General features: G+C 64.0%; 22 protein-coding genes. 12 read left to right on the top strand and 10 right to left on the bottom strand.

Features of this window, described 5'->3' with window-relative positions; all coding sequences use genetic code 11:
• Nucleotides 1-7 precede the first annotated feature (7 nt).
• On the top strand, nucleotides 8-1,477 hold the full coding sequence (locus ACNAOH_RS11385; RefSeq protein WP_443970295.1) for an MATE family efflux transporter: 1,470 nt from the start codon (nucleotides 8-10) through the stop codon (nucleotides 1,475-1,477).
• A 46-nt stretch (nucleotides 1,478-1,523) separates the two neighbouring features.
• On the opposite strand, the gene ACNAOH_RS11380 is transcribed toward ACNAOH_RS11385, so the two are convergent.
• The 5 genes from ACNAOH_RS11380 to ACNAOH_RS11360 form a co-directional block, all read right to left on the bottom strand.
• Nucleotides 1,524-3,050, bottom strand: coding sequence for an ATP-binding protein (locus ACNAOH_RS11380; protein WP_443972119.1), 1,527 nt, complete (start codon nucleotides 3,048-3,050; stop codon nucleotides 1,524-1,526).
• 206 nt (nucleotides 3,051-3,256) lie between these two features.
• Nucleotides 3,257-4,024 (bottom strand): TIGR02186 family protein, encoded by a 768-nt coding sequence (locus ACNAOH_RS11375; RefSeq protein WP_443970294.1) that lies wholly within the window; start codon nucleotides 4,022-4,024, stop codon nucleotides 3,257-3,259.
• On the bottom strand, nucleotides 4,021-4,935 hold the full coding sequence (locus tag ACNAOH_RS11370) for a sulfite exporter TauE/SafE family protein (RefSeq protein ID WP_443970293.1): 915 nt from the start codon (nucleotides 4,933-4,935) through the stop codon (nucleotides 4,021-4,023). Before ACNAOH_RS11370 ends, ACNAOH_RS11375 begins: the two co-directional genes overlap by 4 nt.
• Nucleotides 4,936-4,994: 59 nt before the next feature.
• Complete coding sequence (locus tag ACNAOH_RS11365; protein WP_443970292.1) at nucleotides 4,995-6,101, bottom strand: hypothetical protein; 1,107 nt, start codon at nucleotides 6,099-6,101, stop codon at nucleotides 4,995-4,997.
• A complete protein-coding gene (locus ACNAOH_RS11360) occupies nucleotides 6,098-7,480 on the bottom strand; it encodes a glycosyl transferase family protein (protein WP_443970291.1) in 1,383 nt (460 codons plus the stop codon). Before ACNAOH_RS11360 ends, ACNAOH_RS11365 begins: the two co-directional genes overlap by 4 nt.
• Before the next feature lie 133 nt (nucleotides 7,481-7,613).
• Here ACNAOH_RS11360 and nhaA point away from each other — a divergent pair, with 133 nt between their 5' ends.
• The 9 genes from nhaA to ACNAOH_RS11315 all read left to right on the top strand — a co-directional run bounded on the left by nhaA (nucleotide 7,614) and on the right by ACNAOH_RS11315 (nucleotide 14,717).
• Entirely contained in the window at nucleotides 7,614-8,897 is a 1,284-nt protein-coding gene (gene nhaA, locus ACNAOH_RS11355) for a Na+/H+ antiporter NhaA (RefSeq protein ID WP_443970290.1), read from the top strand.
• Nucleotides 8,898-8,911: 14 nt separating this feature from the next.
• Nucleotides 8,912-9,559 (top strand): nicotinate-nucleotide adenylyltransferase, encoded by a 648-nt coding sequence (locus tag ACNAOH_RS11350; protein ID WP_443970289.1) that lies wholly within the window; start codon nucleotides 8,912-8,914, stop codon nucleotides 9,557-9,559.
• Between the two features lie 11 nt (nucleotides 9,560-9,570).
• Nucleotides 9,571-9,981 carry a ribosome silencing factor gene (rsfS, locus tag ACNAOH_RS11345; protein WP_443972118.1) on the top strand — a complete coding sequence of 137 codons (411 nt, stop codon included), beginning with the start codon at nucleotides 9,571-9,573 and terminating at the stop codon, nucleotides 9,979-9,981.
• Between the two features lie 41 nt (nucleotides 9,982-10,022).
• On the top strand, nucleotides 10,023-10,448 hold the full coding sequence (locus ACNAOH_RS11340) for a 23S rRNA (pseudouridine(1915)-N(3))-methyltransferase RlmH (RefSeq protein WP_443970288.1): 426 nt from the start codon (nucleotides 10,023-10,025) through the stop codon (nucleotides 10,446-10,448).
• A gap of 4 nt (nucleotides 10,449-10,452) precedes the next feature.
• Nucleotides 10,453-11,673, top strand: coding sequence for a murein hydrolase activator EnvC family protein (locus tag ACNAOH_RS11335; protein WP_443970287.1), 1,221 nt, complete (start codon nucleotides 10,453-10,455; stop codon nucleotides 11,671-11,673).
• 111 nt (nucleotides 11,674-11,784) lie between these two features.
• A complete protein-coding gene (locus ACNAOH_RS11330; protein WP_443970286.1) occupies nucleotides 11,785-13,134 on the top strand; it encodes a S41 family peptidase in 1,350 nt (449 codons plus the stop codon).
• Nucleotides 13,135-13,158: 24 nt separating this feature from the next.
• Nucleotides 13,159-13,629: a disulfide bond formation protein B gene (locus ACNAOH_RS11325; RefSeq protein WP_443970285.1), complete on the top strand. Its 471-nt coding sequence runs from the start codon at nucleotides 13,159-13,161 to the stop codon at nucleotides 13,627-13,629.
• Nucleotides 13,626-14,171, top strand: coding sequence for a demethoxyubiquinone hydroxylase family protein (locus tag ACNAOH_RS11320; protein ID WP_443970284.1), 546 nt, complete (start codon nucleotides 13,626-13,628; stop codon nucleotides 14,169-14,171). Before ACNAOH_RS11325 ends, ACNAOH_RS11320 begins: the two co-directional genes overlap by 4 nt.
• 15 nt (nucleotides 14,172-14,186) lie before the next feature.
• On the top strand, nucleotides 14,187-14,717 hold the full coding sequence (locus ACNAOH_RS11315; RefSeq protein ID WP_443970283.1) for a hypothetical protein: 531 nt from the start codon (nucleotides 14,187-14,189) through the stop codon (nucleotides 14,715-14,717).
• A gap of 80 nt (nucleotides 14,718-14,797) precedes the next feature.
• On the opposite strand, the gene ACNAOH_RS11310 is transcribed toward ACNAOH_RS11315, so the two are convergent.
• Nucleotides 14,798-15,346, bottom strand: a complete 549-nt coding sequence (locus tag ACNAOH_RS11310; RefSeq protein ID WP_443970282.1) for an opacity protein — start codon at nucleotides 15,344-15,346, stop codon at nucleotides 14,798-14,800.
• A gap of 260 nt (nucleotides 15,347-15,606) precedes the next feature.
• On the bottom strand, nucleotides 15,607-16,059 hold the full coding sequence (locus ACNAOH_RS11305) for a peptidylprolyl isomerase (RefSeq protein ID WP_443970281.1): 453 nt from the start codon (nucleotides 16,057-16,059) through the stop codon (nucleotides 15,607-15,609).
• A gap of 179 nt (nucleotides 16,060-16,238) precedes the next feature.
• Here ACNAOH_RS11305 and mgtE point away from each other — a divergent pair, with 179 nt between their 5' ends.
• Nucleotides 16,239-17,681 (top strand): magnesium transporter, encoded by a 1,443-nt coding sequence (mgtE, locus tag ACNAOH_RS11300; protein WP_443970280.1) that lies wholly within the window; start codon nucleotides 16,239-16,241, stop codon nucleotides 17,679-17,681.
• A gap of 12 nt (nucleotides 17,682-17,693) precedes the next feature.
• Nucleotides 17,694-18,092: a DUF1489 family protein gene (locus ACNAOH_RS11295; protein ID WP_443970279.1), complete on the top strand. Its 399-nt coding sequence runs from the start codon at nucleotides 17,694-17,696 to the stop codon at nucleotides 18,090-18,092.
• Between the two features lie 3 nt (nucleotides 18,093-18,095).
• Here ACNAOH_RS11295 and ACNAOH_RS11290 read toward each other — a convergent pair whose 3' ends face one another.
• The 3 genes from ACNAOH_RS11290 to ppc all read right to left on the bottom strand — a co-directional run bounded on the left by ACNAOH_RS11290 (nucleotide 18,096) and on the right by ppc (nucleotide 21,886).
• Nucleotides 18,096-18,557: a hemerythrin domain-containing protein gene (locus tag ACNAOH_RS11290; RefSeq protein WP_443970278.1), complete on the bottom strand. Its 462-nt coding sequence runs from the start codon at nucleotides 18,555-18,557 to the stop codon at nucleotides 18,096-18,098.
• Nucleotides 18,558-18,622: 65 nt separating this feature from the next.
• Nucleotides 18,623-19,141, bottom strand: coding sequence for a hypothetical protein (locus ACNAOH_RS11285; RefSeq protein ID WP_443970277.1), 519 nt, complete (start codon nucleotides 19,139-19,141; stop codon nucleotides 18,623-18,625).
• Nucleotides 19,142-19,198: 57 nt separating this feature from the next.
• A complete protein-coding gene (gene ppc, locus ACNAOH_RS11280; RefSeq protein WP_443970276.1) occupies nucleotides 19,199-21,886 on the bottom strand; it encodes a phosphoenolpyruvate carboxylase in 2,688 nt (895 codons plus the stop codon).
• Nucleotides 21,887-21,909: the final 23 nt, after the last annotated feature.

Here is a 21,909-nt window from a genome sequence, read left to right as displayed (position 1 = left end):
GGCGGCGATGGCTGGTTCGGCAAATCCGACCGGCCGGGGGCCGGGACAGAGGGACCTGACGCAGGGGCCGATCGGGAAGACGCTTCTGCTCTTCTCGCTGCCCACGCTCGCCTCGAACATTCTCCAGTCCCTGAACGGCTCGATCAATGCCATATGGATCGGGCGCTTTCTGGGAGAAGACGCGCTCGCCGCCACGGCCAACGCCAACATCATCATGTTCCTGATGTTCTCCGCCGTGTTCGGCTTCGGCATGGCAGCGACGGTGATGGTGGGACAGGCCATGGGCCGGCGCGATATTACGGCTGCGCGCCATGCCTTCGGCGCCTCGGTCGGTTTCTGCCTGTTCCTCTCCGTGCTGATCGCCACGCTCGGCTGGTTTGGGGCGCCACGGATCCTCACGATGCTTGCGACGCCGCCCGAGGCGTTTCCGCTGGCACTCGCCTATCTGCGCATCATTTTCCTCGCCATGCCCGGCATGCTGCTGCTGGTGATGCTGATGATGGGCCTGCGTGGATCGGGCGACGCTATGACGCCGCTCTGGTTCATGATCGTCGCCTGCATTCTCGATGCCGGGCTCAACCCCGTCTTCATCCTCGGCCTCGGCCCCGCCCCGCGCATGGGCATCGCGGGCTCCGCCTTCGCGACGGCCATTGCCAACTATGCGAGCCTCGTTGCCCTGCTCATTTATATCTATGCGCGTGACCTGCCGCTGCGGCTGCGCGGCGCGGAACTGCGCACCCTTTTACCCAGCGTGGCGGATATCCGCCTGCTGGTGGGCAAGGGCCTGCCCATGGGGCTGCAAATGATCGTCATTTCGACGGCCGGACTTATCCTCGTTGGCCTCGTCAACCGGGAAGGAACGCTGACGACTGCTGCCTATGGCGCCGCGCAGCAGCTCTGGACCTATGTGCAGATGCCCGCGATGGCGATCGGCGGGGCAGTGAGCGCGATGGCCGCGCAGAATGTAGGCGCGGGGCTGTGGGACCGGGTGAGTCGCATCGCGCGGACCGGCATCCTCTTCCACCTCGCCATTACCGGAGTGATGGTGGCGCTCATCCTGATTGCCGACCGCCCGCTCCTCGCGCTGTTTCTGGGCGGCGGCAGCCCCGCGATCGAGATTGCCCGGCACATCCAGTTCCTCGCAAGCTGGTCCTTCATCATCTTCGGCATATCGATGGTGCTTTTCGGTGTGATGCGGGCCAACGGCGTGGTCGTGTGGCCGCTCATCATCCTCATCATCGCCATGTTCCCGGTGCGGCTCGGTTTCTACTTTCTCGCCTACGGTTGGCTGGGCGCGGACGCGCTGTGGGTGAGCATGCCCGTGGGATCATTCGCCGCGGCCAGCATGGCAGCGCTCGTTTACCTCAAGGGCGGCTGGCGCAAGCAGAGGCCGATGATCCTGCCGGAAGACGAGGAATGCAAGGACGCCGTGAATGCGGAGACGGAGCCGGCCGGGCGGATGAAGCCGACGGGCTGAGCGCAAGACATCCAGCGCTGACGGCGATCTGACTGGGGCGTTGCTTTTACCGCCCCTGACTGCGCCAGCGATTGATCGTCCGCTCGATCATCTCGCCCTCGCCGCCTGACCGGCGCCACAACTCGGTGAAAACCGGATCGGCCGATGCCGGCCTGCGCGCGGGTTCGAGATCGTCAAAGCCGACGCGCACGGGGATCGACACGCCTTCGCCGCATACGATGCATTCGCGATTGCGCAGCGCCGGGATGGCGTCGAGGAAACCGCGCGACCCCTCCGGCATTGCGCCCTTCACGAACATCTGATCGCGCTCGTTGTTGAGGCGCATCGCCAGAATGGTGCCGCATTGGGAAAGGACGCCCTCGGCAAGGTCGGACGGACGCTGCGTGATGAGGCCCAGCGAAACGCCGTATTTGCGGCCTTCCTTCGCGATCCGCTCCAGAATGCGACGAACCGACTGGCCTTCCCCGGCCGTGTTCGCCGGAATGTAGCGATGCGCTTCCTCGCACACGAGCAGGATCGGTTTCTGTTCTTCGCCGCGCGACCAGATCGCGAAATCGAAGATCAAGCGCGCCAGCACCGAGACGACCACATGCGTGATTTCCGACGGCATGCTGGACGTATCGATAATCGAGATTGGGCGGCCCTCCGCGGGCAGGCGGAAAATCTTGGACAGGAAGGACTGCATCGAGTCCGCCACCAGCATGCCTGAGAACATGAAGCTGTATCGAGGATCGGCTTTAATCTCATCCAGCCGGGTGCGCAGGCGCAGATAAGGCAGCGTGCTCGTGCTCTTCTCCAGCTTGCCCATCTCGTTGGCGAGGATCGCGGAGAGGTCGGACAGCAGATAGGGCACGGGCGAGTCGACGGTCAGCCTGCCCAGTCCCTCGGCGAGGCGGTTTCGGGACCGCGCGGCAAGCAGGCACTTGGCGAGAATATCGCAATCCTGCGCGCGTTCCGGGCCATGCGACGTGACGAACACTTCGCAATGCTCCTCGAAATTCATCAGCCAATAAGGCAGCTCGAGATTGCCGGCGTCATAGACCTCGCCGTTATTCGCGAAGGCAGCGCCATATTCGCCGTGCGGATCGACCATGACGATGTGACCCTGCGGCGACAGATCGCAGATGCGGTGAAGGATCAGCGCTGTCGCGGTGGACTTGCCCGTGCCGGTCGAGCCCAGAAGAGCGAAGTGCTTGCCCAGCAGAGCGTCGACATGGAGAGCAGCGCGGGTTTTCTCGGTGGGATAGACCGTGCCGATCTCGATACGGGCGCGGTCATGCGAGGCGTAGATCTCCTGCATGTCCGCCGTAGAAACAGGGAGCACTTCGGTCCCCGGCAGCGGAAAGCGCGTGACGCCGCGCCGGAAGTTGAAGATGCGGCCGGTCAGGCGCTCCTGATCCCCCTCGCCCAGAAAGTCGATATCGGCGAGCAGATGGCGCGCGGTGCGATCATCGAGGGCCAGCGTGCGAACGGTCGCGACGATCCAGCTGTTGCCGACCCGCAGCTTGATCTGGCTGCCGACATTGCCCGCCATTGCGAGGATGGGATCTTCGTTGCCCGCAAGGCGCTCCATACCGGCAATATCCAGCAAAACGCGCGCGCTGCCGCCCACGAGACTGGAGACGACGCCGAAGACGAGTTCGGCAGCCCGCCGGAGCGAGGCGTCCTGCGCCTGAGGGAGTTCGACACCCCCCAACTGGCCGGTCATGAAGTTCACAGCGCCATAGTCTCCCTGGCCAATCAGGCCGGAAGTAGCGCGCACGAGTAAATAAAGTGCTGCTAGAGGCGGCGGGCAACCAGTCCCGCAATGCCGCCCATGCCCAGCGCGAGCAGGACGGCGACGATGCCATAGAGAAATCCGTAATCTTCCGCGAACGTGCCCATTACGCGCTCGAAGCCGGACTTGCGAACCTCGATCTCCCGCACCGCCGCCGCCACCACGCGCCCATCCTGCACAAGGAACGTCTCGGCGGTGTACGTCCCCACGACCACACGGGCCGAGAGCGGCAGCCGGGCGCGGTAGAGCACGCCGTCGCTGATCTCCACGGTGCCGGGCTGCTCGACATAGAGCCCGCTGCGCCGGCGCAGATCGTTGAGGCCAGCGGCGAAACGGCTGATCTCGGCAGTATTGTTGAGCGAGGCGGGGGAAAGCTGCAGATTGTCGAGGCCCAGCTCGTAAATGGCGGCGGTGCGCTCGTCGACCAGTTCCTTCAGCGGCCGGGAGGACGCATAGGCATAGAAGCTCGGCGCCGAGCGGAAACTGGCGCTGTCCGCATTGACCCAGATGCCGGCGATCTTCTGCTTCTCGCGCATGACGATGGGCTGACTCGGCCCCTTGAGCACGACGACGATGTTCGCCGGCTTGTCCGGCAGGCGTCCGCCAGGATAGAGAATCGCGCCGAAAAGCAGCAGCTCAGCGCCGGAAAAGCTGTAGCGGATCTCGATTTCCCGCTGGGAGACGTCCGGCACCAGCACAGGCTGCGCGCCCGTCGCGCCGACCAGCGCGGGCACGAAAGCAAGCAGCAAGGCAAGCGCGAGCCGCCTCACCCCAAGGCCACCGTGTATATCTCGTCGGGCCGCCAGCCGAGACCGAGCGCCATGCGGATCGCGACGATGAGGACGATGACCGCCAGGACGATCCGCAGATATTCGGACGGGACCTTCATAGAAATCCGTCCCCCCACCTGCGCGCCGACGACCGAACCGATGAGCAGGAGAAAAGCAAGCACGAGATCGACCGCGCGTGTCGTGACGCTATGGACGAGCGTCGTCGCCATGGTGACGAATATGATCTGGAAGAGGGACGTGCCGATGACGACCTGCGTGGTCATACCCAGCACGTAAAGCATCGCCGGCACGAGAACGAAGCCGCCGCCAATCCCCATGAGCATCGTCACGATGCCAGAGAGCACACCCAGCAGGAGCGGGGCGAGCGGTGAAATATAAAGGCCCGAGCGATAAAATCTCCACCGCATGGGCAATGCGGCGACCAGCGGATGATGCCGGCGTTTACGGGCGGGAACGGGAGCGCCCCGGCGCGCGGCGATAAGCGCCTGCAGCGACTCGCGCGCCATAAGCAGGCCAATCGAGCCAAGCATGACGACGTACAGCATTGCGATGACGGTATCGATTTGCCCCAGTCGCTGAAGCATCGCGAAGATCAGCGCCCCGAGAAGCGCACCGATAATGCCTCCCACCACCATCACCGCGCCCATCTCCAGATCGACCGTCTTGCGCTGAAGATGAGAGACCACGCCCGATACGCTGGCGCCCGTCACCTGCGTGGCGGCGGAGGCGGCGGCGACCGTGGGCGGAATTCCATAGAAAATGAGCAAGGGCGTCGTCAAAAACCCGCCTCCCACGCCGAACATGCCTGAAAGCAGCCCGACAAGCCCGCCGAGCGCCACAATGACGAACGCATTCACCGGCAGGTTTGCAATCGGCAGGTAGATATCCATGGTCCGCCTCGCCTACCCGCATTCCGTGGCGGCAAAAAGGCCCGGGGAAGGCGAAGGCGCTAAAATTCGCCGATGAGCGTGAAGGCAGGGCCGGAACCGGGCCGCGCATGTCCTGCAACGCGCTCCCGCCACTCTGCCGAGAGACGCGCATGCCCTTTGCCCAGAGGCAGGCGGACGCGGACCTCCGGCCCGACGTCCAGCCGGGAGGCGCCGGGCTGCGCACCGCCCGACAGGCTGGCGCCGACCGCGATGTCCCGCGCGGCCTGCTTTCGCGTCAGTTGGCGCGTCACGCTGATCTTGCCATCGACGAAGGCGTCCGGATGCGCGAAGCCGACGATGCCGGCCTGCCCATATCCTTCCAGTTCCATTCCTCGCCCCAACGAAGTGGGATTGAGGCCACCGGCAACGTAGGCAGCCATCGCGCTCCGCCCCCCGGCACTCAGGCGCTGCCGCCGCTCGACGGCGAGGGTTGCGGGCACGCTGTGCGATGGACGCCACGCCAGGCCGAGCGCACCCTCACCAGCATGAGGCGTCCCCATCGCGGCGCTCAATCTGCCGTAAGCGCCGAAGTCGCCGCCCGCGACCTGCCCGATTGCGTAGTCGAGCCGGGCGCCGGCTTGCGAGCCACCGAGTTGGCTACCCGCCGCCGCTGCCGTCTCACCGCCGCCGGGGCGCCACAGCACCCATGCTGAGCCGCGCCAACGATTCTGTTCGCCCTGTTGGGCCGGAATGGCTGTCTCCACCGGCTGCCGCCGGGTGCCGGGCGCGAACCGGGCAAGTGCTGTCTGGCCAAGGCTGGGCGCCTCGTCGATAAAACCCAGATTATAGGCGAGCGCACTGCCCGGAAAACCGCTTCCGAGTCCCCCGCCCCCCTGCTCCGACGAGAGTGCGGCTGCCTCGGACGAGATGGAAGACGCGATCGCGGGAAGCATGTCGCCGATCCGTGCCTTGGCTGAGCGTCCCATTTCCAGCGGTGCAGCCATCACCTCCGCTATGGGAAAGACTGCTTCAACGGTAGCGAAGGTGGCAGGCGCCCCTTCAGCGCGAACCCATATCAGCGGAACCATGAGGAGGAGGAGCCGGGACGCGGCCCATCCACCGACAATCTGCCAGAGGAAGCGCAGCGGACGGCCGCTTCGCACGGGAGCAAGGACCGCTGTGCTCATGCGACCGTGGCCTGATCGGGGAAGCGGTGTGCGGTTTTATCCCAAACCAGCTTCTCGCCCCGCAGATGACGGAGGTAGATGATGAGAGCCCGGCGCGCGGCAAGCATCTGGACGATGTTCGCCACGAAAGTGCGCGGCACTGAGCGCAGCGCCTCGGCAGGGCCATAGGCCTCCCACACGAAACAAGCCCGAACCGAAAGCCGCCAAACGAGCAGCGCGGCGTTCAGGCCGAGCAGAAACGTAAGCGCGGGGGGGAGCGGCGGAAGCGAGATAAGAGCAAGCCCTTCGATCATCCAGAGCCCAGCTGTCAGCAGCATTCCGGCATAGGCGGCCAGCAGCACGATCGCGGCAAGGGTCGCCCTGCGATCCCGCAAGCGCATCCAGGTTTCGCCCAGTCCCCCGCTCCATCCTAGGCGATCCCAGCCCGCCAGCGCGATGCCGACAGTCCAGCGAGCCTTCTGTTTGACCGCGGCGGACAGCGTATCCGGGAAATATTCCTGGGTGGCGATCAGCGCGCCGCGCGCGTCGCGCATGCGCACGAGAATGCCCCGGCCGCCCATCTCCGAGATACGCAGCCCCAGTTCGTAATCCTCCGTGAGGCTCGATTCATCGAAGGGGCTACCGTCTCGCCGGCGGGCGACCTCCCCCATCACGCTCCGCGAAAAACCGCAGCCGACCCCCGCCGATGGCATGGAAGCCCCCAGCGCCTCTCGTACCAGCAGGGCCTTGCCATGCGCCTCCGCGAACTCGTCACAATAATGGCCCGATATCCAGCGCGAGCCGGAGGCGACCAGCGGCAGCACTGGCAATTGCACGAGAGAAAAGCGCTCGGCTAGCCAGCCGATCAGCCGAATGGAATCCGGGTGCACCACATCTTCGGCATCGTGGAGGACGACCGCCCGCATCCGGCGCTTTTCATCCTTTTCCCAGCGAAGCATTGCGCGCCAGCAGCAGTTGAGCGCATCCGCCTTGGTCGTGGGGCCGGGCCGCCCATTGATTACCACCGTCACATGGTCGCTCCAGCCCTCTGAAAGAGCTTGCGCAATCGCGGCGATGGTCGGCTTGTCATTGGGATAGACGCCGATGAAGAGATGGACGTCCTCTCCTCCCCACGCTTTCATGCATCCGCGCACCATCTGGCCGATCACCGCCGATTCATCCCATGCAGGCACGAAGACCGCGACCGGGCCAATGCTGCCGACAGGCGGAAGACCCTCTGTCGTCATCTTTGGAAAGCGACTATATATGGCGATGCGGCGCCAAAGCCGGCGAACGATATAGATGAGATCGACGCACAAGTCGTCGAGACCGCCAGCCAGCAGGCCAACAGCGGCAAACAACAGCAATTCGTCTCGAACGAATGCCAGAACAGTCAGCACAGATTCCCCCCGGGTGCGAATCTTAAAAAGACTGCGCGGGGTAATAGCGCCATACCGAAACGATTCGGGCAAGAGCGTTAAGAACTCAGTCGGTTGCGTTTGACCTGTCCGACTGGCGTCCCTAACCGGAGGCATGTCCAAGGCGCATGACGCTGGCCTGAGCCTGTCAAACGCCCCGTCTGTGCTGAGGCAGTTTCTGCGCGGCGAGGCGGGCGGCGGGGCGCTGCTCATCGCCGCCTCGGCTCTCGCCCTCATTCTGGTGAACGGGGTGCCGGGCGCAGAGCAATATTATCATGATCTGCTCCACTTGCCGCTGGGCCATATGCTCTCGGCCAAGCTCGGGGAAATGACGCCGCATCTGTGGATCAACGACGGATTGATGGCGATTTTCTTCTTCGTCGTCGGGCTGGAGATAAAGCGGGAATGGCTGGACGGACGCCTTTCCAGCTGGGACCAGCGGATTCTCCCAATGATCGCGGCGCTCGCGGGAATGGCCGTGCCTGCAATCGCCTTTCTGTTCGTCACCCGGTTGCATTTCGATCTTGCCGCAGGCTGGGCCATTCCGGCTGCGACAGACATCGCCTTCGCGATCGGTGTGCTCGCGCTCCTCGGCAACCGGGCACCGCTCTCGCTCAAGCTGCTCCTGACCACGATCGCCATCGTCGATGACATGGGCGCGGTCGCGATCATCGCCCTGGCCTATACCTCCGATATTAGTGGCGCGGCGCTTCTAGCTGCAGCGCTGATCTTCGGTGGCATGATGGCGATGAACAGGCTGGGCATAGACCGGCTCTGGCCCTATCTCGGCGCGGCGGTCGCCTTGTGGTTCTTCGTGCTGCTATCGGGCGTCCACGCCACGATCGCCGGTGTCGTCGCCGCATTTGCCATTCCCATTCGTGTCACGCCCGGCGCCCCGGACGCAGTCGAGAGTCCTCTGCACCGGCTGGAACACGCGCTTCATCCGTGGAGCGCCTATCTGATCGTGCCCCTCTTCGGCTTCGCCAATGCGGGCGTCGCGCTTGGACCGGAAGGGATGGGCGCTCTCACTCACCGTTTGCCGCTCGGCATCGCCCTTGGCCTCTTTCTAGGCAAACAGATCGGCATTTTCAGCGCGATCTGGCTTTGTGTGAAGACCGGCCTCGCCGCCATGCCACGCGGCGCAACCTGGATGCAGGTTCACGGCCTCGCGCTTTTGTGCGGCATTGGCTTCACCATGAGTCTATTTATCGGCGGCCTCGCCTTTCCGACGCGGCCGGACCTTGTCGAAGAGGCCAAGATCGGCATTCTTGCCGGCTCCCTCATTTCCGCCATTTGCGGATTTCTCGTCCTCCGGCTGGCCCCTCTCCATCCCAGACATGCCGATGTCGAGGCGGCGCTCGACCGGGAGATCGAGATCGACGGCGACACGAGGGGCTAGGCGCAATGCATCCAATGGGCAAAGCACGACGCGTTGGGCTGCTGGGCGGGTCGTTCAACCCTGCCCATGGCGGTCACCGCGCGATCTCGCTCTTCGCGGCGGACGCGCTAGGGCTGGACGAGGTCTGGTGGCTCGTCTCGCCGGGCAATCCGCTCAAGCCCCGTGCAGGCATGGCCCCCCTCGCCGCGCGCATGATGAGCGCAAGAGCGCAGGCACGCCGCGCGCCGATCCGCGTCACGGCGATCGAGCGCAAACTGGGCACGCGCTACACGGTCGATACGCTCGGCGCATTGCAGCGGCGCTACCCGCATATCCGGTTTGTCTGGCTGATGGGAGGAGACAATATGCTCCAGTTCCATCAGTGGAAACAGTGGCGGGACATAACGAGACTCATGCCCATTGCCGTAATCGCCCGTCCACGATATGATGCGCTCACCCATGGTAACCCTGCCATGATCTGGTTGCGGCCGTTCGTCCGGGCCGCCCGCCATTCGCGACAATGGACGAAGTGGAGACTGCCGGCGCTCGTGCTTCTGCGCTTTCGCCCCGATCCGCGATCCGCGACCGCCCTGCGGCAGGCCGCACCCCAATGGCACCGGAAATTCGCCCATTCGCGTCCGCGCGATGGTATCACCGGTCGCGCCATATTTTCACAGGAGTGACATTGCCCGACATGCAGACCCAGTCCAGCCGCCGCGCCGCCAATGATGCGGGCCCGGCTCCCCTGCCTGCCGACCCATTGTCCGACGCGCTGCATGAGGCCATCCTCGCCAGCCTTGACGACGATCAGGCGCAGGAAGTCGTGACCATCCCTCTCGCGGGCAAGAGCAGCATCGCGGACCATATGGTGATTGCGTCGGGTCGCTCCTCCCGTCAGGTCGCGGCAATGGCGACCAAGCTTGCCGAGCGGGTCAAGCAGAAGTTCGGCCGCAACGTGCGGCTGGAAGGCCTGCCTGTCGCGGACTGGGTGCTGATCGACGCCGGTGACGTCATCGTCCATCTTTTCCGGCCCGAAGTGCGCAGCTTCTACAATCTCGAGCGCATGTGGGGTTTCGCGGATACGCCCACCGCCGGCGAAGCCTGACGCACAGCCCAGTATCGATCAAGACCGGAAGAGGATAATCGGTGCTGCTCCATATCGTGGCGCGTGGCCGCATTGGCCGCTCGCCAGAGGCCGAGCTTTTCGATCGCTATATGAAGCGGATCGGCTGGCCGACAAAACTCACCGAGTTGCCTGACCAGGGCGGCAAGGCGCCACCTCCCCCGCCATCTCCCGCGATCATCATGATGCTCGACGAGGGCGGCGATACGTTCACGTCCATGGCCTTTGCCGAGCGCCTCGGCAAATGGCGGGACGACGGTGTCCGCGAGTGTCGTTTCCTGATCGGCGCGGCGGACGGCTTTTCGGACGCGGAGCGGGCGGCTGCGTCCCATCGCCTCGCCTTCGGCCCGATGACATGGCCACACATGATGGCACGCGCCATGCTCGCAGAGCAACTCTGGCGCGCCACCAGCATCCTTGCCAATCATCCTTATCATCGCGAAGGTTAGGCGCGTGACGCGCCCCTTCCCGATCATCCTGTCCGCCTGCGTTCTTGCGATGGTGGCAGCGCTACCGGCAGTGCTGCGCGCGCAGTCGGGCGGGACGAGCCTCGCGCAGGAGCAGGCTGCGCTGCTACGGGCAAGGGCACAGGGCGATGAAGCCCGGCGGCGCAGCGAAAGCTACGAGGCGCGCGCCCGGCAGGCAGTGGCGGAAGCGGACAAGGCGCGCGAGCGCGCCGCGGCACTCGCCGCCCGCATTCAGCAGGCGGAGGCCGATTATCGTGCCGGTCAGGCCCGCATCGCCATCATTGCCCGGATGCAGCGCGCGCAGACCCGGCGGCTCGCCGCCCGGCAGGAACCGATCGTGCGCCTGACCGCGGCCCTTCAGCAGATCGCGCGGCGTTCGCCGGTGATGGCGCTGGTGCAGCCCGGTTCCATGGCGGATGCCGTCCACCGCCGCATCATCCTGACGCGGATTTTGCCCGAAGTGATGGCCCGCACCAAAGGACTACGTGCGGAACTCGCACGAAGCGCCGAGTTGCGCACCAGTGCGGAAGCGGCGGCGCTCGGCCTCTCACGGACGCGGGACGCGCTGACGGAAAGGCGAAAGGAGCTGGCGGTGATCGAACAGCAGCGCCGGCTCGCGTCGCGCAATTTGCACCAGAGCGCGGACATGGAAGCCGAGCGGGCGCTGGCGATGGGCGAGCGGGCGCGAGACATCACGGATCTCATGTCCGATCTGCGCGACGCATCGACAGTGCGGGACGAACTGGCCACTCTTCCCGGTCCCCGCCTGCGCCCTGCCCTGCCGGACCTCGCGACGCTCCCCGCATCAGTCGATGACATGAAGGGCGCTTCCCGCAGCGACGATGCGGCACCCCCTTATCGTTTGCCGGTGGTTGGCGACGTCGTGACCGGCTTTGGCGAACTCAGCGCCAGTGGAATCCGCGCAAAAGGCCTTACAATCGCGACGACAGCGCAGGCCACTATCGTCGCTCCGGCTGCCGGCCGGATCGTGTTCGCCGGACCTTTCAAGGGCTATGGCCAGATCGTCATCCTGGACCATGGCGGGGGCTGGACGACGCTTGTCACCGGAGCCGCGCAACTCAGCGCGACGGTGGGCGATCAGTTGCGTCAAGGCGATCCCATCGGCGCGGCCGGACCGGGCCGCCCTCGCGTCACGATCGAACTGCGGCGACAGGACCGCCCGATCGATATCGGATCTCTGCTGTGAGGCATCGCTCGCTTTCAATGTCGTTCACTCGCTGGCAAGGCTTTGCGCCCCAGCATGGGAACATGCTATGGCGGCAGGGCTGAGCCAGCCGCAGCCCTCGAAGGAAACTTGATGCATCGTCCCGCCCCTCGCTCCCTGCTCCGCACCATTGCCCTCGTAGGTGCGATCGCGCTGGTGCCTGCTTCGACCTCGGCGGTGACGGAGACGGAAAGCGCGACGTTCAAGCAGCTCGACCTGTTCATGGATGTGTTCCAGCGCGTGCGGGCTGACTATGTCGACAAGGTGGACGACGCCGCGCTCATCAAGGGCGCGATCGAAGGGATGCTCAACAGCCTCGATCCGCATAGCTCCTATCTGGATGCTGCGGACTTCCAGAGCCTGCGGACCCAGACAGAGGGCAATTATGGCGGCCTCGGCCTCTCCGTCACGCAGGACGACGGCGTGGTGAAGGTGATCGCGCCGACCGAGGATACGCCGGCTTATCGCGCAGGCATCAAGGCAGGCGACTATATCACGCATATCGACGGCAAGCTCATCTTCGGCGGCACGCTCAACGAGGCGGTGGACAAGATGCGCGGCCAGCCGGGCACAACCGTGAAGCTTACGATCGCCCGCGAAGGTCGGGACGAGCCGTTCGACGTGTCCATCACGCGTGCGATCATCGACCTCAAACCCGTGAAGTGGGAGGTCAAGGACAATATCGGTATCATCAATATCATCAGCTTCTCCGCCGACACCGGCGCGGATGTGCGACTGGCGATGCGGTCCATCGACAAGTCCCTCGGCCACCGGCCGACCGGCTATATTCTGGACTTGCGGTCCAATCCGGGTGGCCTCCTGGATGAAGCCGTGTCCGTCTCGGATCTCTTCCTGGAGAAGGGGGAGATCGTCTCTCAGCGTGGGCGCGGGCGTGGCGACACGCAGCGCTATTTTGCGCATGCCGGAGACGAGGCCAAAGGCCTGCCGATCATCGTTCTGGTCGACTCGGGTTCCGCCTCCGCCTCGGAAATCGTGGCCGGCGCCCTTCAGGACCAGCACCGCGCGATCGTGATGGGCGAGCGCAGCTTCGGCAAGGGTAGCGTCCAAACATTGCTCCCTCTTTCGCCGGAGACGGCGCTTCGCCTGACGACGGCGCGCTATTACACGCCGTCCGGCCGCTCCGTGCAGGAAGGCGGAATAGAGCCGGACATCGCCGTGCCGCAGCTGTCCGATCCCGACTACGCCAAGCGTCCCAAATATCGCGAGAGCGATCTGCGCCGCCACCTCATCAACGAGGCGAAGCTCGACGCGAAGGATCTGGAGAAGGACGCCAAGACCGATCCCCGCTTCTCGGCAACCGCCGAAGACCTCAAGAAGCAGGGAATCGAGGATTATCAGTTGCATTATGCGCTGAAGACGATGGCGCGTCTTGGCCCGGCCACGCAACTGGCCGGGTCCGCGACGACCGGCGGCAAGCGCTAAGTCCGCCCCGGCCTTCGGATCAATATGTCGACCCTCTCGCTCGCTCGCCTTATTGCCATTCTTGTTCCCAATGCGCTGCTTTGGGGCGCGATAGGATCTCAATATCTCGGCGGCCTCCACCCGTGCGAAATGTGCTACTGGCAGCGCTGGCCCCATATTGCCGCGATCGTCGCCGCTCTGGGCGCGATTGCCGCGCGGCGCACGCCCGGAATGAGCGCCGTGTTCACGCTTCTCTCCGCCCTTTTCCTCGCGACTTCCGGAGCGATCGGCGTCTTTCACGCGGGGGTCGAATATGGCTGGTGGGAGGGACTGACGACCTGCGCGGCCAGCAGCGGCGGCATCTCGCTTGAAAGCATCATGAACACGCCGCTCATTCGCTGCGATGTTCCCCAGTGGACGCTCGGCGGCATTTCGCTTGCCGGTTTCAACGCTCTTTTCTCGCTCAGCGGGGCTCTGGCAATTTTCGTACTGGTCTTGAGGCGGAGGGCCGCATGACGAACACACACACCCCAAGGCCGGGCCATGCCGGGCCGGATCGCGCCGCAATGCTCCGTGTGGACCAGGCAGGCGAATATGGTGCGACTCGTATCTATGCCGGGCAACTCGCCGTTCTGGGGGATCGCCATCCCATGGCACGCCAGATCGAGCATATGGCGGCGCAGGAAGACCGTCACCTCGATCATTTCAATGCAATGATGGCCCGCCGACAGGTGCGGCCGACCCTCCTCCAGCCCTTCTGGCACGTCGCAGGTTTCGCGCTGGGCGCAGCAAGTGCAATCATGGGTCCGGAAGCGGCGATGGCCTGCACGGCGGCTATCGAAACGGAGATCGACCGGCATTATTCCGAGCAATTGGAAGCGCTTGGCGATACCGACCCGGAACTGAGCGACGCTATCGTGGATTTTCAGGCTGAAGAAGTCGAGCATCGCGACGCCGCATTGGCTGCGGGCGCAGAGCGCGCACCGGCCTATCCTGTGCTTTCCGGCCTGGTTCGGATGGGCTGCAGGGTCGCTATCGCATTTTCGACACGTATTTGAACAAGGATAAAGCCAATGCGCTGCGCCAAGCCTTTCACTGTCCTGCTGCTGGGCTTCATGCCGGCAGCGGCTTTCGCGCAGGCTAGTCCCGCCAACCCGGCTGGTCCTCCGGCCGAAAAAGTGACGCAGGTCATCGTCTATGGTGATGATCCCTGCCCGCAAAGTCAGGGCGACGAGATCGTCGTTTGCGCAAGACTGCCCGATAGTGATCGCTACCGGATCCCGACGGAATTGCGGACAGACCCTAATTCGCCCCAAGTCCAGAGTTGGGCGAGCCGGGCGAAGTCGATCGAATATGTCGGCCGCACCGGAACAGACAGTTGCACGCCGATCGGTGGCGGTGGCTTTACGGGATGCACCCAGCAGATGACCGCGAAGGCGCGCGAGGAGCGCAAGGCTTATCTCGGCTCGGAAAGCTGGTCTGCCGCTGTTGCCAAGGAGCGCGACAAGCGGTTGGGCAATCTGGACGCCGAATCAGCCGAAATCGAAGCGCAGGTGAAAGCCGAAGAGGCCGGCGCGTCCAATCAGGCGGCCCCGCCCAAGTAATTTTCTCACGCTGATCGCAGGCAACAAAAAGGGCGGCGGGAATATTTCCCACCGCCCTTCTGTTTTGCTTTGATCGCCGATCAGAACTTGGCGACGATACCAGCCATCGGGCGAACCGAGTGGAAATCGCCACGGGTATCGGCCTGGAAACGCAGACGCAGGTTCGAGCGGTTCGCGCTCAGGCCCATGTCAGCAGCGGAGAGCTCCACGCCAGCACCGTAGACAGTGCCGTGATAGTCGCGGCTATCGACGCCCAGCGGGGCGAAGTTGGTCCACTGGTAACCGACCTTGGCGAAGAACAGGCTGTCCTTGCCAGCGCGCAGACCAATGCGGCCGGCAGCGCCATACTCCCAGTCGATATCCTTGGAGAAGCCCTTGGCCACCTGACCCTCGACACCGAGCACGATCGGGCCGCCGATATTGGCATTCACGCCAGCGACGCCTTCGACGAGGTAGCCGCGATAGCCAGCGGGCGGGCCGCCCTTGAAGGTTTCGTTGTCGAAGTCATGGAAACCGCCCAGCACACCCACATAGGGCTCGATCTTGCGTGGGGCGGCATCGTCCTGCGCGTGCGCTGCGATAGGCGCGAAAATGAGAGCCGCGGTCGCGGCGAGAACGATCTTCTTCATGATGATTAGCCTTTTATAGTGAATTCGAGAACGGTTTTGGACACCGTTGCCGGACCCCCTAAGCGATCCGCGCAAAGTCAAAAAGACCAATTAGGTCCAACGGTTCCTGAACAAACATGAATTAAGTCATTCATGTTGATAACCGATGCATAAGTGCAACGGTTTCTGAACCGCAGATGACTATGATTGAGCGATGCGTCGCTCACTTCATCTGCGGTTCATCTTTATGTCATGTTTCAGGCAAAATATGTTCGTTTGTCTTAATTGACGGTCGCCTTCACGATCTTACCGGGCGTTGCGGGCGGCTCGCCCTTGGGCAGCGCATCGACAAACTCCATGCCCGACGTCACTTCGCCCCAGACGGTATATTGCCGATCAAGGAAGGTCGCATCGTCAAAGCAGATGAAGAACTGGCTGTTGGCGCTGTTCGGATTGCTCGAGCGCGCCATGGAGCACACGCCCCGCACGTGCGGCTGCGCGTTGAACTCGGCCTTGAGATCGGGAAGCTCGGAACCACCCATGCCCGTGCCGGTTGGGTCGCCGCCCTGCGCCATGAAGCCGGGGATCACCCGATGGAATACAACGCCATCGTAGAAACCGTCCTTCGCCAGCGACGTAATGCGCTCGACATGGCCGGGCGCGAGGTCAGGCCGCAGCTTGATGACGACATCGCCGCCGCTGTCCAAAGTGAATGTGAGGGTATCGTCGGCCATGGCCTTGCCTTTCTGTGATGCCGGGATGAGGGCGAGGGCGCGAGGTAGGCGTCCGCTCGGCCAGCGTCAATGTCAGACCAGCCCGCGCACGCATCAGCGCGCCTCTTGCCTTTGGTTTTCGCATGCGCGAAAGGGGACGGTATGAGCAGGGCAATTGATGACGGGAACGGGGACCAGCGATGGCTGAACACGACACCCCTTACCCTGTTCAGGACTTCGAACCCGACGCCCTGACCACCAGCGAAGCCGGGGACAATACCCGGCTCGACGAAGATGACCGGCTGAAGCCGGACTTCGTCACCGCTGTCCTCGACGCGATCGAGTCCGGGGATAACGAAGCCGCCCGCGTGCTCGTGGCGCCGCTGCATCCCGCCGACATCGCCGACCTTATCGAGCTCGCGCCGGAGGACCGGCGTGCAGCGATGGCCGCCGCACTGGGTTCGCTGGTCAGCGCGGAAGTGCTCTCCGAACTCAATGACTATGTGCGCGACACGGTCGTCGAGGCGCTGGAACCGCAACAGCTCGCCGACCTCGCGGCCGAACTCGACACCGATGACGCTGTCGCCATCATCGAGGATCTCGACGAAGACGATCAGCAGGCCGTGCTCGAGGCACTCGACCCCGAGGATCGCGCCGCGATCGAGAGCGCGCTCTCATACCCTGAGGAGTCCGCCGGGCGCCTCATGCAGCGCGATCTGGTCGCGGTGCCGGAACATTGGTCGGTCGGCCAAGTCATCGACTTCCTGCGGGACTCCAGCGATCTGACTTCCGATTTCTGGGAGATTTTCATCGTCGATGCAGGCCATCGGCCGATCGGCACCTGCCAGCTTAGCTGGGTTCTGCGCTGCCCACGCGGCATCGCGCTCTCCGATCTCATGAAGCGCGAGCAGACCCTGATTCCGGTCGATATGGATCAGGAGGAAGTCGCGCTGCGCTTCCAGAAATATGCGCTGATCTCGGCAGCGGTGGTCGATCAGTCCGGGCGGCTCGTCGGCATGATTACGGTCGATGACGTCGTCCACATCATTCAGGAAGAGGCAGGCGAGGATATCCTCCGACTGTCCGGTGCCGGCGGCGAAGGCGACATCAACGAACCGGTGGTGGAGAGCTACAAAGCGCGGGTCCGCTGGCTGCTCTCCAACCTGATGACCGCGCTGCTCGCGAGCACGATTATCGGTATCTTCGAAGGGACGATCGAAAAGATGGTCGCGCTTGCCACGCTCATGCCGATCGTGGCGGGCGTGGGCGGCAATGCCGGTAGCCAGACGATGGCCGTGACCGTGCGCGCGCTCGCCACGAACCAGATCACCGGCACCAACACCCGCCGCACAATCACGCGCGAGTTGCGCGTGGCCTTGCTCAACGGAGGAACCGTGGCGCTGGTGCTCGGCATCGGGGTCTCGCTCGTTTTCCAGAATCCGGCGCTCGGCGGCGTGATCGCCGCCGCAATGATGACCAACATCGTGACGGCCGGGCTTGCGGGCGTCGCCGTGCCGCTGGTTTTCGATCGCTTCAATATCGACCCGGCAGTCGCTTCATCCATTTTCGTAACGATGATTACGGACTCGATGGGCTTTCTCGCCTTTCTGGGCCTTGCGACTGCCGCTGGCCTGGCAGGCTGAGCGTCCTCGCAAATGCCGCTTCACCTCACCAAGATCGCGTTCGGCGCCGAAAGCGCGGACAGTCTGCGCGATTGGCTAGAGAGCCACGGGAGCGGAGGGGAAGCGCGACTGACCACACGCTATCTGCCCAAGCGAGAGGCGGAGCTAGCCGGCGGGTCGCTGTACTGGATCCACCAACACATGATCGTGGGGCGAAGCCCGATCATCGGGTTCGCCGAAAAGCCCGATGGCAAGCATTGGATAAGGCTGGAGCCCCGGCTCATCGCGGTGACGCCCCGCCCACGCCGCGCCCATCAGGGCTGGCGCTATCTGAGCGAGGTCAATGCACCCGCGGATGCCACAAACACAGAGGCCGGCGACAGTCTCCCGGCGGAGATCGCGAGCGATCTCGCCCGGCTGGGCCTTATCTGACGGTCAGGCCTCTGCCTTCGCTTGCCTGAGTTCGGCAGGCTTCCGCCGCTTGAAGACGCCCGCGAGGCGCTTCTCGTCCGCGCCTGAAAGGCCATCGTCGGCAGCGGGAAACATCTCTTCTTCCTCTTCGTCGATATGATGAAGGTAGCGCTTCATCATATGCTTGAAGGTCGCATCCCACGCATCCTTGCCGATCTCCAGATCGCCCAGTTCTTTCAGAAAATCGTCGATTTCCTTATGCTCGGCAACACTGTGCTGCGCCTCTTCGCGAAGATCGGGCTTGGCGAGCATGGTGGCATAAAGGCTTTCTTCTTCCGCTGCGGCATGAGCCGTCACTTCGACCCGGAACTGCTCGAACAGAGCCTTGCGCTCTTCGTCAGCCTTGCTGTCCGCGATCTTCGCAAGCAGCTCGCGGTGTAGATCATGATCCTTGATGAGCGCTTCAAATATCGCGGCGTCTGCCATGGTGTGCGGCTCCTGTCTTCGGTTGTCCGAGAAGGAACGTGTCCGGGCGAAAAAAGCTCCTCCGGCTATTTGCCGAAGATCGGCCCCAGTTTCCCCGCTTTCCGCATCTCCGCATACCATTGCTGCAGCATCGCCTGCGTGCAGCCCGTCGAGCCGTTGCTGCCAATCGGCGAGCAACTATTGGGGAGGAAAGCGCGTCCCGACGCCTCGGTCGCCATCGCGCGACTACCCCAGCCTTGTTCGGCTGGTGCGTCCTTCTCCTCCGCTTCCTTCTTGCGCACGGCTGGCGGTATGCGGAAGCGCTCTGCCTCGGGCCGACGCGCGCAGACGATGATCGTGCCGTCATCTGTGGTCGGGCAGGCATCATCGCCATAGACCGCCACATCGATGGTCCTGCGACCGGCCTTCTCGTCCTCGGTCAGCGCATAGGAAGGCGTAACCGGCGCGGCTTCGGTCTGCGGGGGCTGCGCATCGCCATTGTGCGCATCGGCCCGCACGGGGGCTTGGGCGTGAGCCTGGAAGCCGCCGGCCGCGAGCAGAAGCGCTGCGATCCGGAAAACTGTGCGGGGGAGCGGCCTAGGCATGATGTTTCTTTCACCGACAGCGATGAACGATCCATGTATGTACGAAGGCTTAGGATTTCACCCCGAGTTACGCAGCGCCGTGGCAATCGCGTTGATCGAAAGCTCGATGCCTTCGCGGATGCGCGGATCGTCCTCCCCGGCGCGGTGGCGCTTGAGCAGTTCCACCTGCAGCAGGTTGAGCGGTTCGATATAGGGCAGGCGCAGCCGGATCGACGTATCGAGCGTCGGGCTCTTTTCCAGCAGGTGGGACTGTCCAGTGACGCTCAGCAGGCTGTCATGGGCCATGTCCCAGCCCTCACGGATGCGTCCGAACAGCACCTTACCCAGCGTCTGATCCTCGACCAGCGGGAGATAATGCTCGGCAATGCCGAGGTCCGATTTGGCGAGCACCATCTCCATATTGCCAAGCGCTGATCTGAAGAAAGGCCAGGCCTGCGCCATTTCCGCGAGCAGAGCCTGATCCTCGAAGCCGGCAAGGGCGTGACCCACGCCATACCAGCCCGGCAGCATCACTCGGGCCTGTGCCCAGCTGAACACCCAGGGAATGGCGCGCAGATCCTCGATACGGCTGGACTTGGTGCGGCTGGCAGGGCGCGAGCCGATTTTCAGGCCCGATATTTCTTGAATCGGCGTCAACTGGCGGAAGAAGTCGCGAAAGCCCTCCGTCTCATAAACGAGCGCGCGATAGGCTTTGAACGCGTCCGCCGATATGCGGCTCATCGCCTCGGTAAAGCGCGCGTTGTCCGCTGAAGACAGCTGCTCCGGCTCCATGCTGGCGAGCAGCGCGGCGCTGGTCATCGCCTCCAGATTCACCCGCGCACTCTCCGGCGTGCCATATTTGGCCGCGATCATCTCGCCCTGCTCGGTGATGCGAATGCGGCCCTGCACGGTGCCGGCGGGCTGGGCCTGAATCGCCTGAAATGACGATCCGCCCCCACGCCCGACTGCACCGCCCCGACCATGGAAGAGCTGCATGGCGACGCCGGCCTCGGCAAAGACGGGCGCCAGCGCCTTGCTGGCCTCGTGCAGGCTCCATGTGGAGGTGAGATAGCCGCCGTCCTTGTTGGAGTCGGAATAGCCGATCATCACTTCCTGATGACCGCGCGATCGGGCGAGCGCCCCGATCTCCGGCAAGGCGAAATAGGCGGACATGATGTCCGGCGCCTGTTCGAGGTCGGCGATTGTCTCAAAAAGAGGAATGGACATGATCGGCGCGTGTGGCGGCTCATCGCCTTTGGCCGCCCGCCAGAGGCCCGCTTCCTTGAGGAGGATGTGCACCTCCAACATGTCCGAGACGCTCTCCGCCTTGGAAATGAGATAGTGAGTGATGCACGCTGGGCCGTAGCGCCGATGCGCCTCCGCTGCGGCTTCGACGATGGCGAGTTCCGTCGTCGTCTCCTCGCTATAGTCGGAGAAGCGCGTGCCGAGCGGCCGATCATTGGCGAGTTCGCGGCGGAGGAGCGACACCCGCGCCGCTTCGTCCAGCGCTTCATAGTCCTCCTCGACGCCGCCAACCTTCAGCAGTTCGGCAACGACGCGCTCATGCACGGCGCTGTTCTGGCGCATGTCGAGGACTGTGAGGTGAAAGCCGAATATGTCGACTGCGCGAATGAGCCGAGCGATACCGCCGCCGTTCGCCAACGCTCCGTTGCCATCCATCGCAAGACCGCGTCCAAGCGTCGCGAGGTCATCCCGGAAGGCCTCCGCATTGGCATAAGGCTTGCCCTTCAGCGAAGACGGCCGTGGCGGCGCCGCGCCCACGACCGCCTGATAGGTTGCCGCAAGCCGCGCATAAATGCCGCTCAGCGCCCGGCGATAGGGTTCGTCCCGTCGGCTGGGGCTGTCATCGCCGCTCGCGGCAGCCAGTTCCCGGACACCGGAAGGCACCGCTGCGAGTTCGCTGGAAATGGAAAGCTGCGCGCCCAGTTCATGCACTGAATCCAGATAGAAGCGCAGCACGGCGGCACTGGCCCGGCCAACCGCCATGCGCAACTGATCGGCCTGAACGAACGGATTTCCGTCCCGATCACCACCGATCCAGGTTCCAAGCCGAAGAAAGGCCGGCACCCGTTCACCCAGAACCCGATCCCACCGCGCATAGAGGCTCGGCAGCACGGGCATGAAAATATCGCGGAAATAGGAAAGGGCGTTGTCGATCTCATCCTGAACGAACAGGCGCTCGCGACGCAGAGGGCGGGTCTGCCAAAGCAGCGCGATCTGGCGGCTGATCGCCTCGTCGATCGGCTCCCCCTGCTCCGTTTCCAGCCGGCCCAGATCACGCAGCATCATAAGCTCCGCGATCACGTTGCGATGGTCGATCATGCTCTTGCGGCGCACCTCGGTGGGGTGAGCCGTGAGCACAGGCACCACAAGCGCCCGGCTCAGCAGGTCCAGTATCGCCTCATGCTTGAGACCATGCCGCTCCAGCCGCGTGACGGCGCTGGCGATGTCCGCGCCCGGCTCCGCAGCGATACCCTGCCGGTCCTCCGCAAGGTTCGCCAGCATCGAGAAAAGCATGAAGCCGCGCACGAAAGCGAGCGTGTCGTCCAGCGTGAGCGCGGAAAGCCCGCTATCGACACCCTCCGCGGATGCGACGCCGCGCGCGCGGTCAACCGACGCGGAACGGATATATTCGGTCTGACGATAGAGCCGCTCGCCGCCATAGATGCGAATGACGTCTCCCAGAAGCCGCCCGAGATAACGGATGTCCGGATTCTGGGTGATAACGGGTCGAGAGTCTGGCATGCCCAGATGCTGCACCGCAACAG

It is taken from the genome of Sphingobium sp. CR28 (genome assembly GCF_052327305.1).
Taxonomy (GTDB): domain Bacteria; phylum Pseudomonadota; class Alphaproteobacteria; order Sphingomonadales; family Sphingomonadaceae; genus Sphingobium.
The sequence above is the reverse complement of the archived record's forward strand: the minus strand, read 5'-3'. Positions and strand labels throughout refer to the sequence as shown.

Excerpts from the sequence above, each read along its gene's own strand:
- ACNAOH_RS11285 (WP_443970277.1), bottom strand. The coding sequence starts at position 19,141 with ATGCCTAGGCCGCTCCCCCGCACAGTTTTCCGGATCGCAGCGCTTCTG.
- rsfS (WP_443972118.1), top strand. The coding sequence starts at position 9,571 with ATGCAGACCCAGTCCAGCCGCCGCGCCGCCAATGATGCGGGCCCGGCT.
- ACNAOH_RS11365 (WP_443970292.1), bottom strand. The coding sequence starts at position 6,101 with ATGAGCACAGCGGTCCTTGCTCCCGTGCGAAGCGGCCGTCCGCTGCGC.
- ACNAOH_RS11315 (WP_443970283.1), top strand. The coding sequence starts at position 14,187 with ATGCGCTGCGCCAAGCCTTTCACTGTCCTGCTGCTGGGCTTCATGCCG.
- ACNAOH_RS11325 (WP_443970285.1), top strand. The coding sequence starts at position 13,159 with ATGTCGACCCTCTCGCTCGCTCGCCTTATTGCCATTCTTGTTCCCAAT.
- ACNAOH_RS11350 (WP_443970289.1), top strand. The coding sequence starts at position 8,912 with ATGGGCAAAGCACGACGCGTTGGGCTGCTGGGCGGGTCGTTCAACCCT.
- ACNAOH_RS11290 (WP_443970278.1), bottom strand. The coding sequence starts at position 18,557 with ATGGCAGACGCCGCGATATTTGAAGCGCTCATCAAGGATCATGATCTA.
- ACNAOH_RS11320 (WP_443970284.1), top strand. The coding sequence starts at position 13,626 with ATGACGAACACACACACCCCAAGGCCGGGCCATGCCGGGCCGGATCGC.
- ACNAOH_RS11380 (WP_443972119.1), bottom strand. The coding sequence starts at position 3,050 with ATGGAGCGCCTTGCGGGCAACGAAGATCCCATCCTCGCAATGGCGGGC.
- ACNAOH_RS11295 (WP_443970279.1), top strand. The coding sequence starts at position 17,694 with ATGCCGCTTCACCTCACCAAGATCGCGTTCGGCGCCGAAAGCGCGGAC.
- nhaA (WP_443970290.1), top strand. The coding sequence starts at position 7,614 with ATGTCCAAGGCGCATGACGCTGGCCTGAGCCTGTCAAACGCCCCGTCT.
- ACNAOH_RS11305 (WP_443970281.1), bottom strand. The coding sequence starts at position 16,059 with ATGGCCGACGATACCCTCACATTCACTTTGGACAGCGGCGGCGATGTC.
- ACNAOH_RS11310 (WP_443970282.1), bottom strand. The coding sequence starts at position 15,346 with ATGAAGAAGATCGTTCTCGCCGCGACCGCGGCTCTCATTTTCGCGCCT.
- ppc (WP_443970276.1), bottom strand. The coding sequence starts at position 21,886 with ATGCCAGACTCTCGACCCGTTATCACCCAGAATCCGGACATCCGTTAT.
- mgtE (WP_443970280.1), top strand. The coding sequence starts at position 16,239 with ATGGCTGAACACGACACCCCTTACCCTGTTCAGGACTTCGAACCCGAC.
- ACNAOH_RS11330 (WP_443970286.1), top strand. The coding sequence starts at position 11,785 with ATGCATCGTCCCGCCCCTCGCTCCCTGCTCCGCACCATTGCCCTCGTA.
- ACNAOH_RS11370 (WP_443970293.1), bottom strand. The coding sequence starts at position 4,935 with ATGGATATCTACCTGCCGATTGCAAACCTGCCGGTGAATGCGTTCGTC.
- ACNAOH_RS11385 (WP_443970295.1), top strand. The coding sequence starts at position 8 with ATGGCTGGTTCGGCAAATCCGACCGGCCGGGGGCCGGGACAGAGGGAC.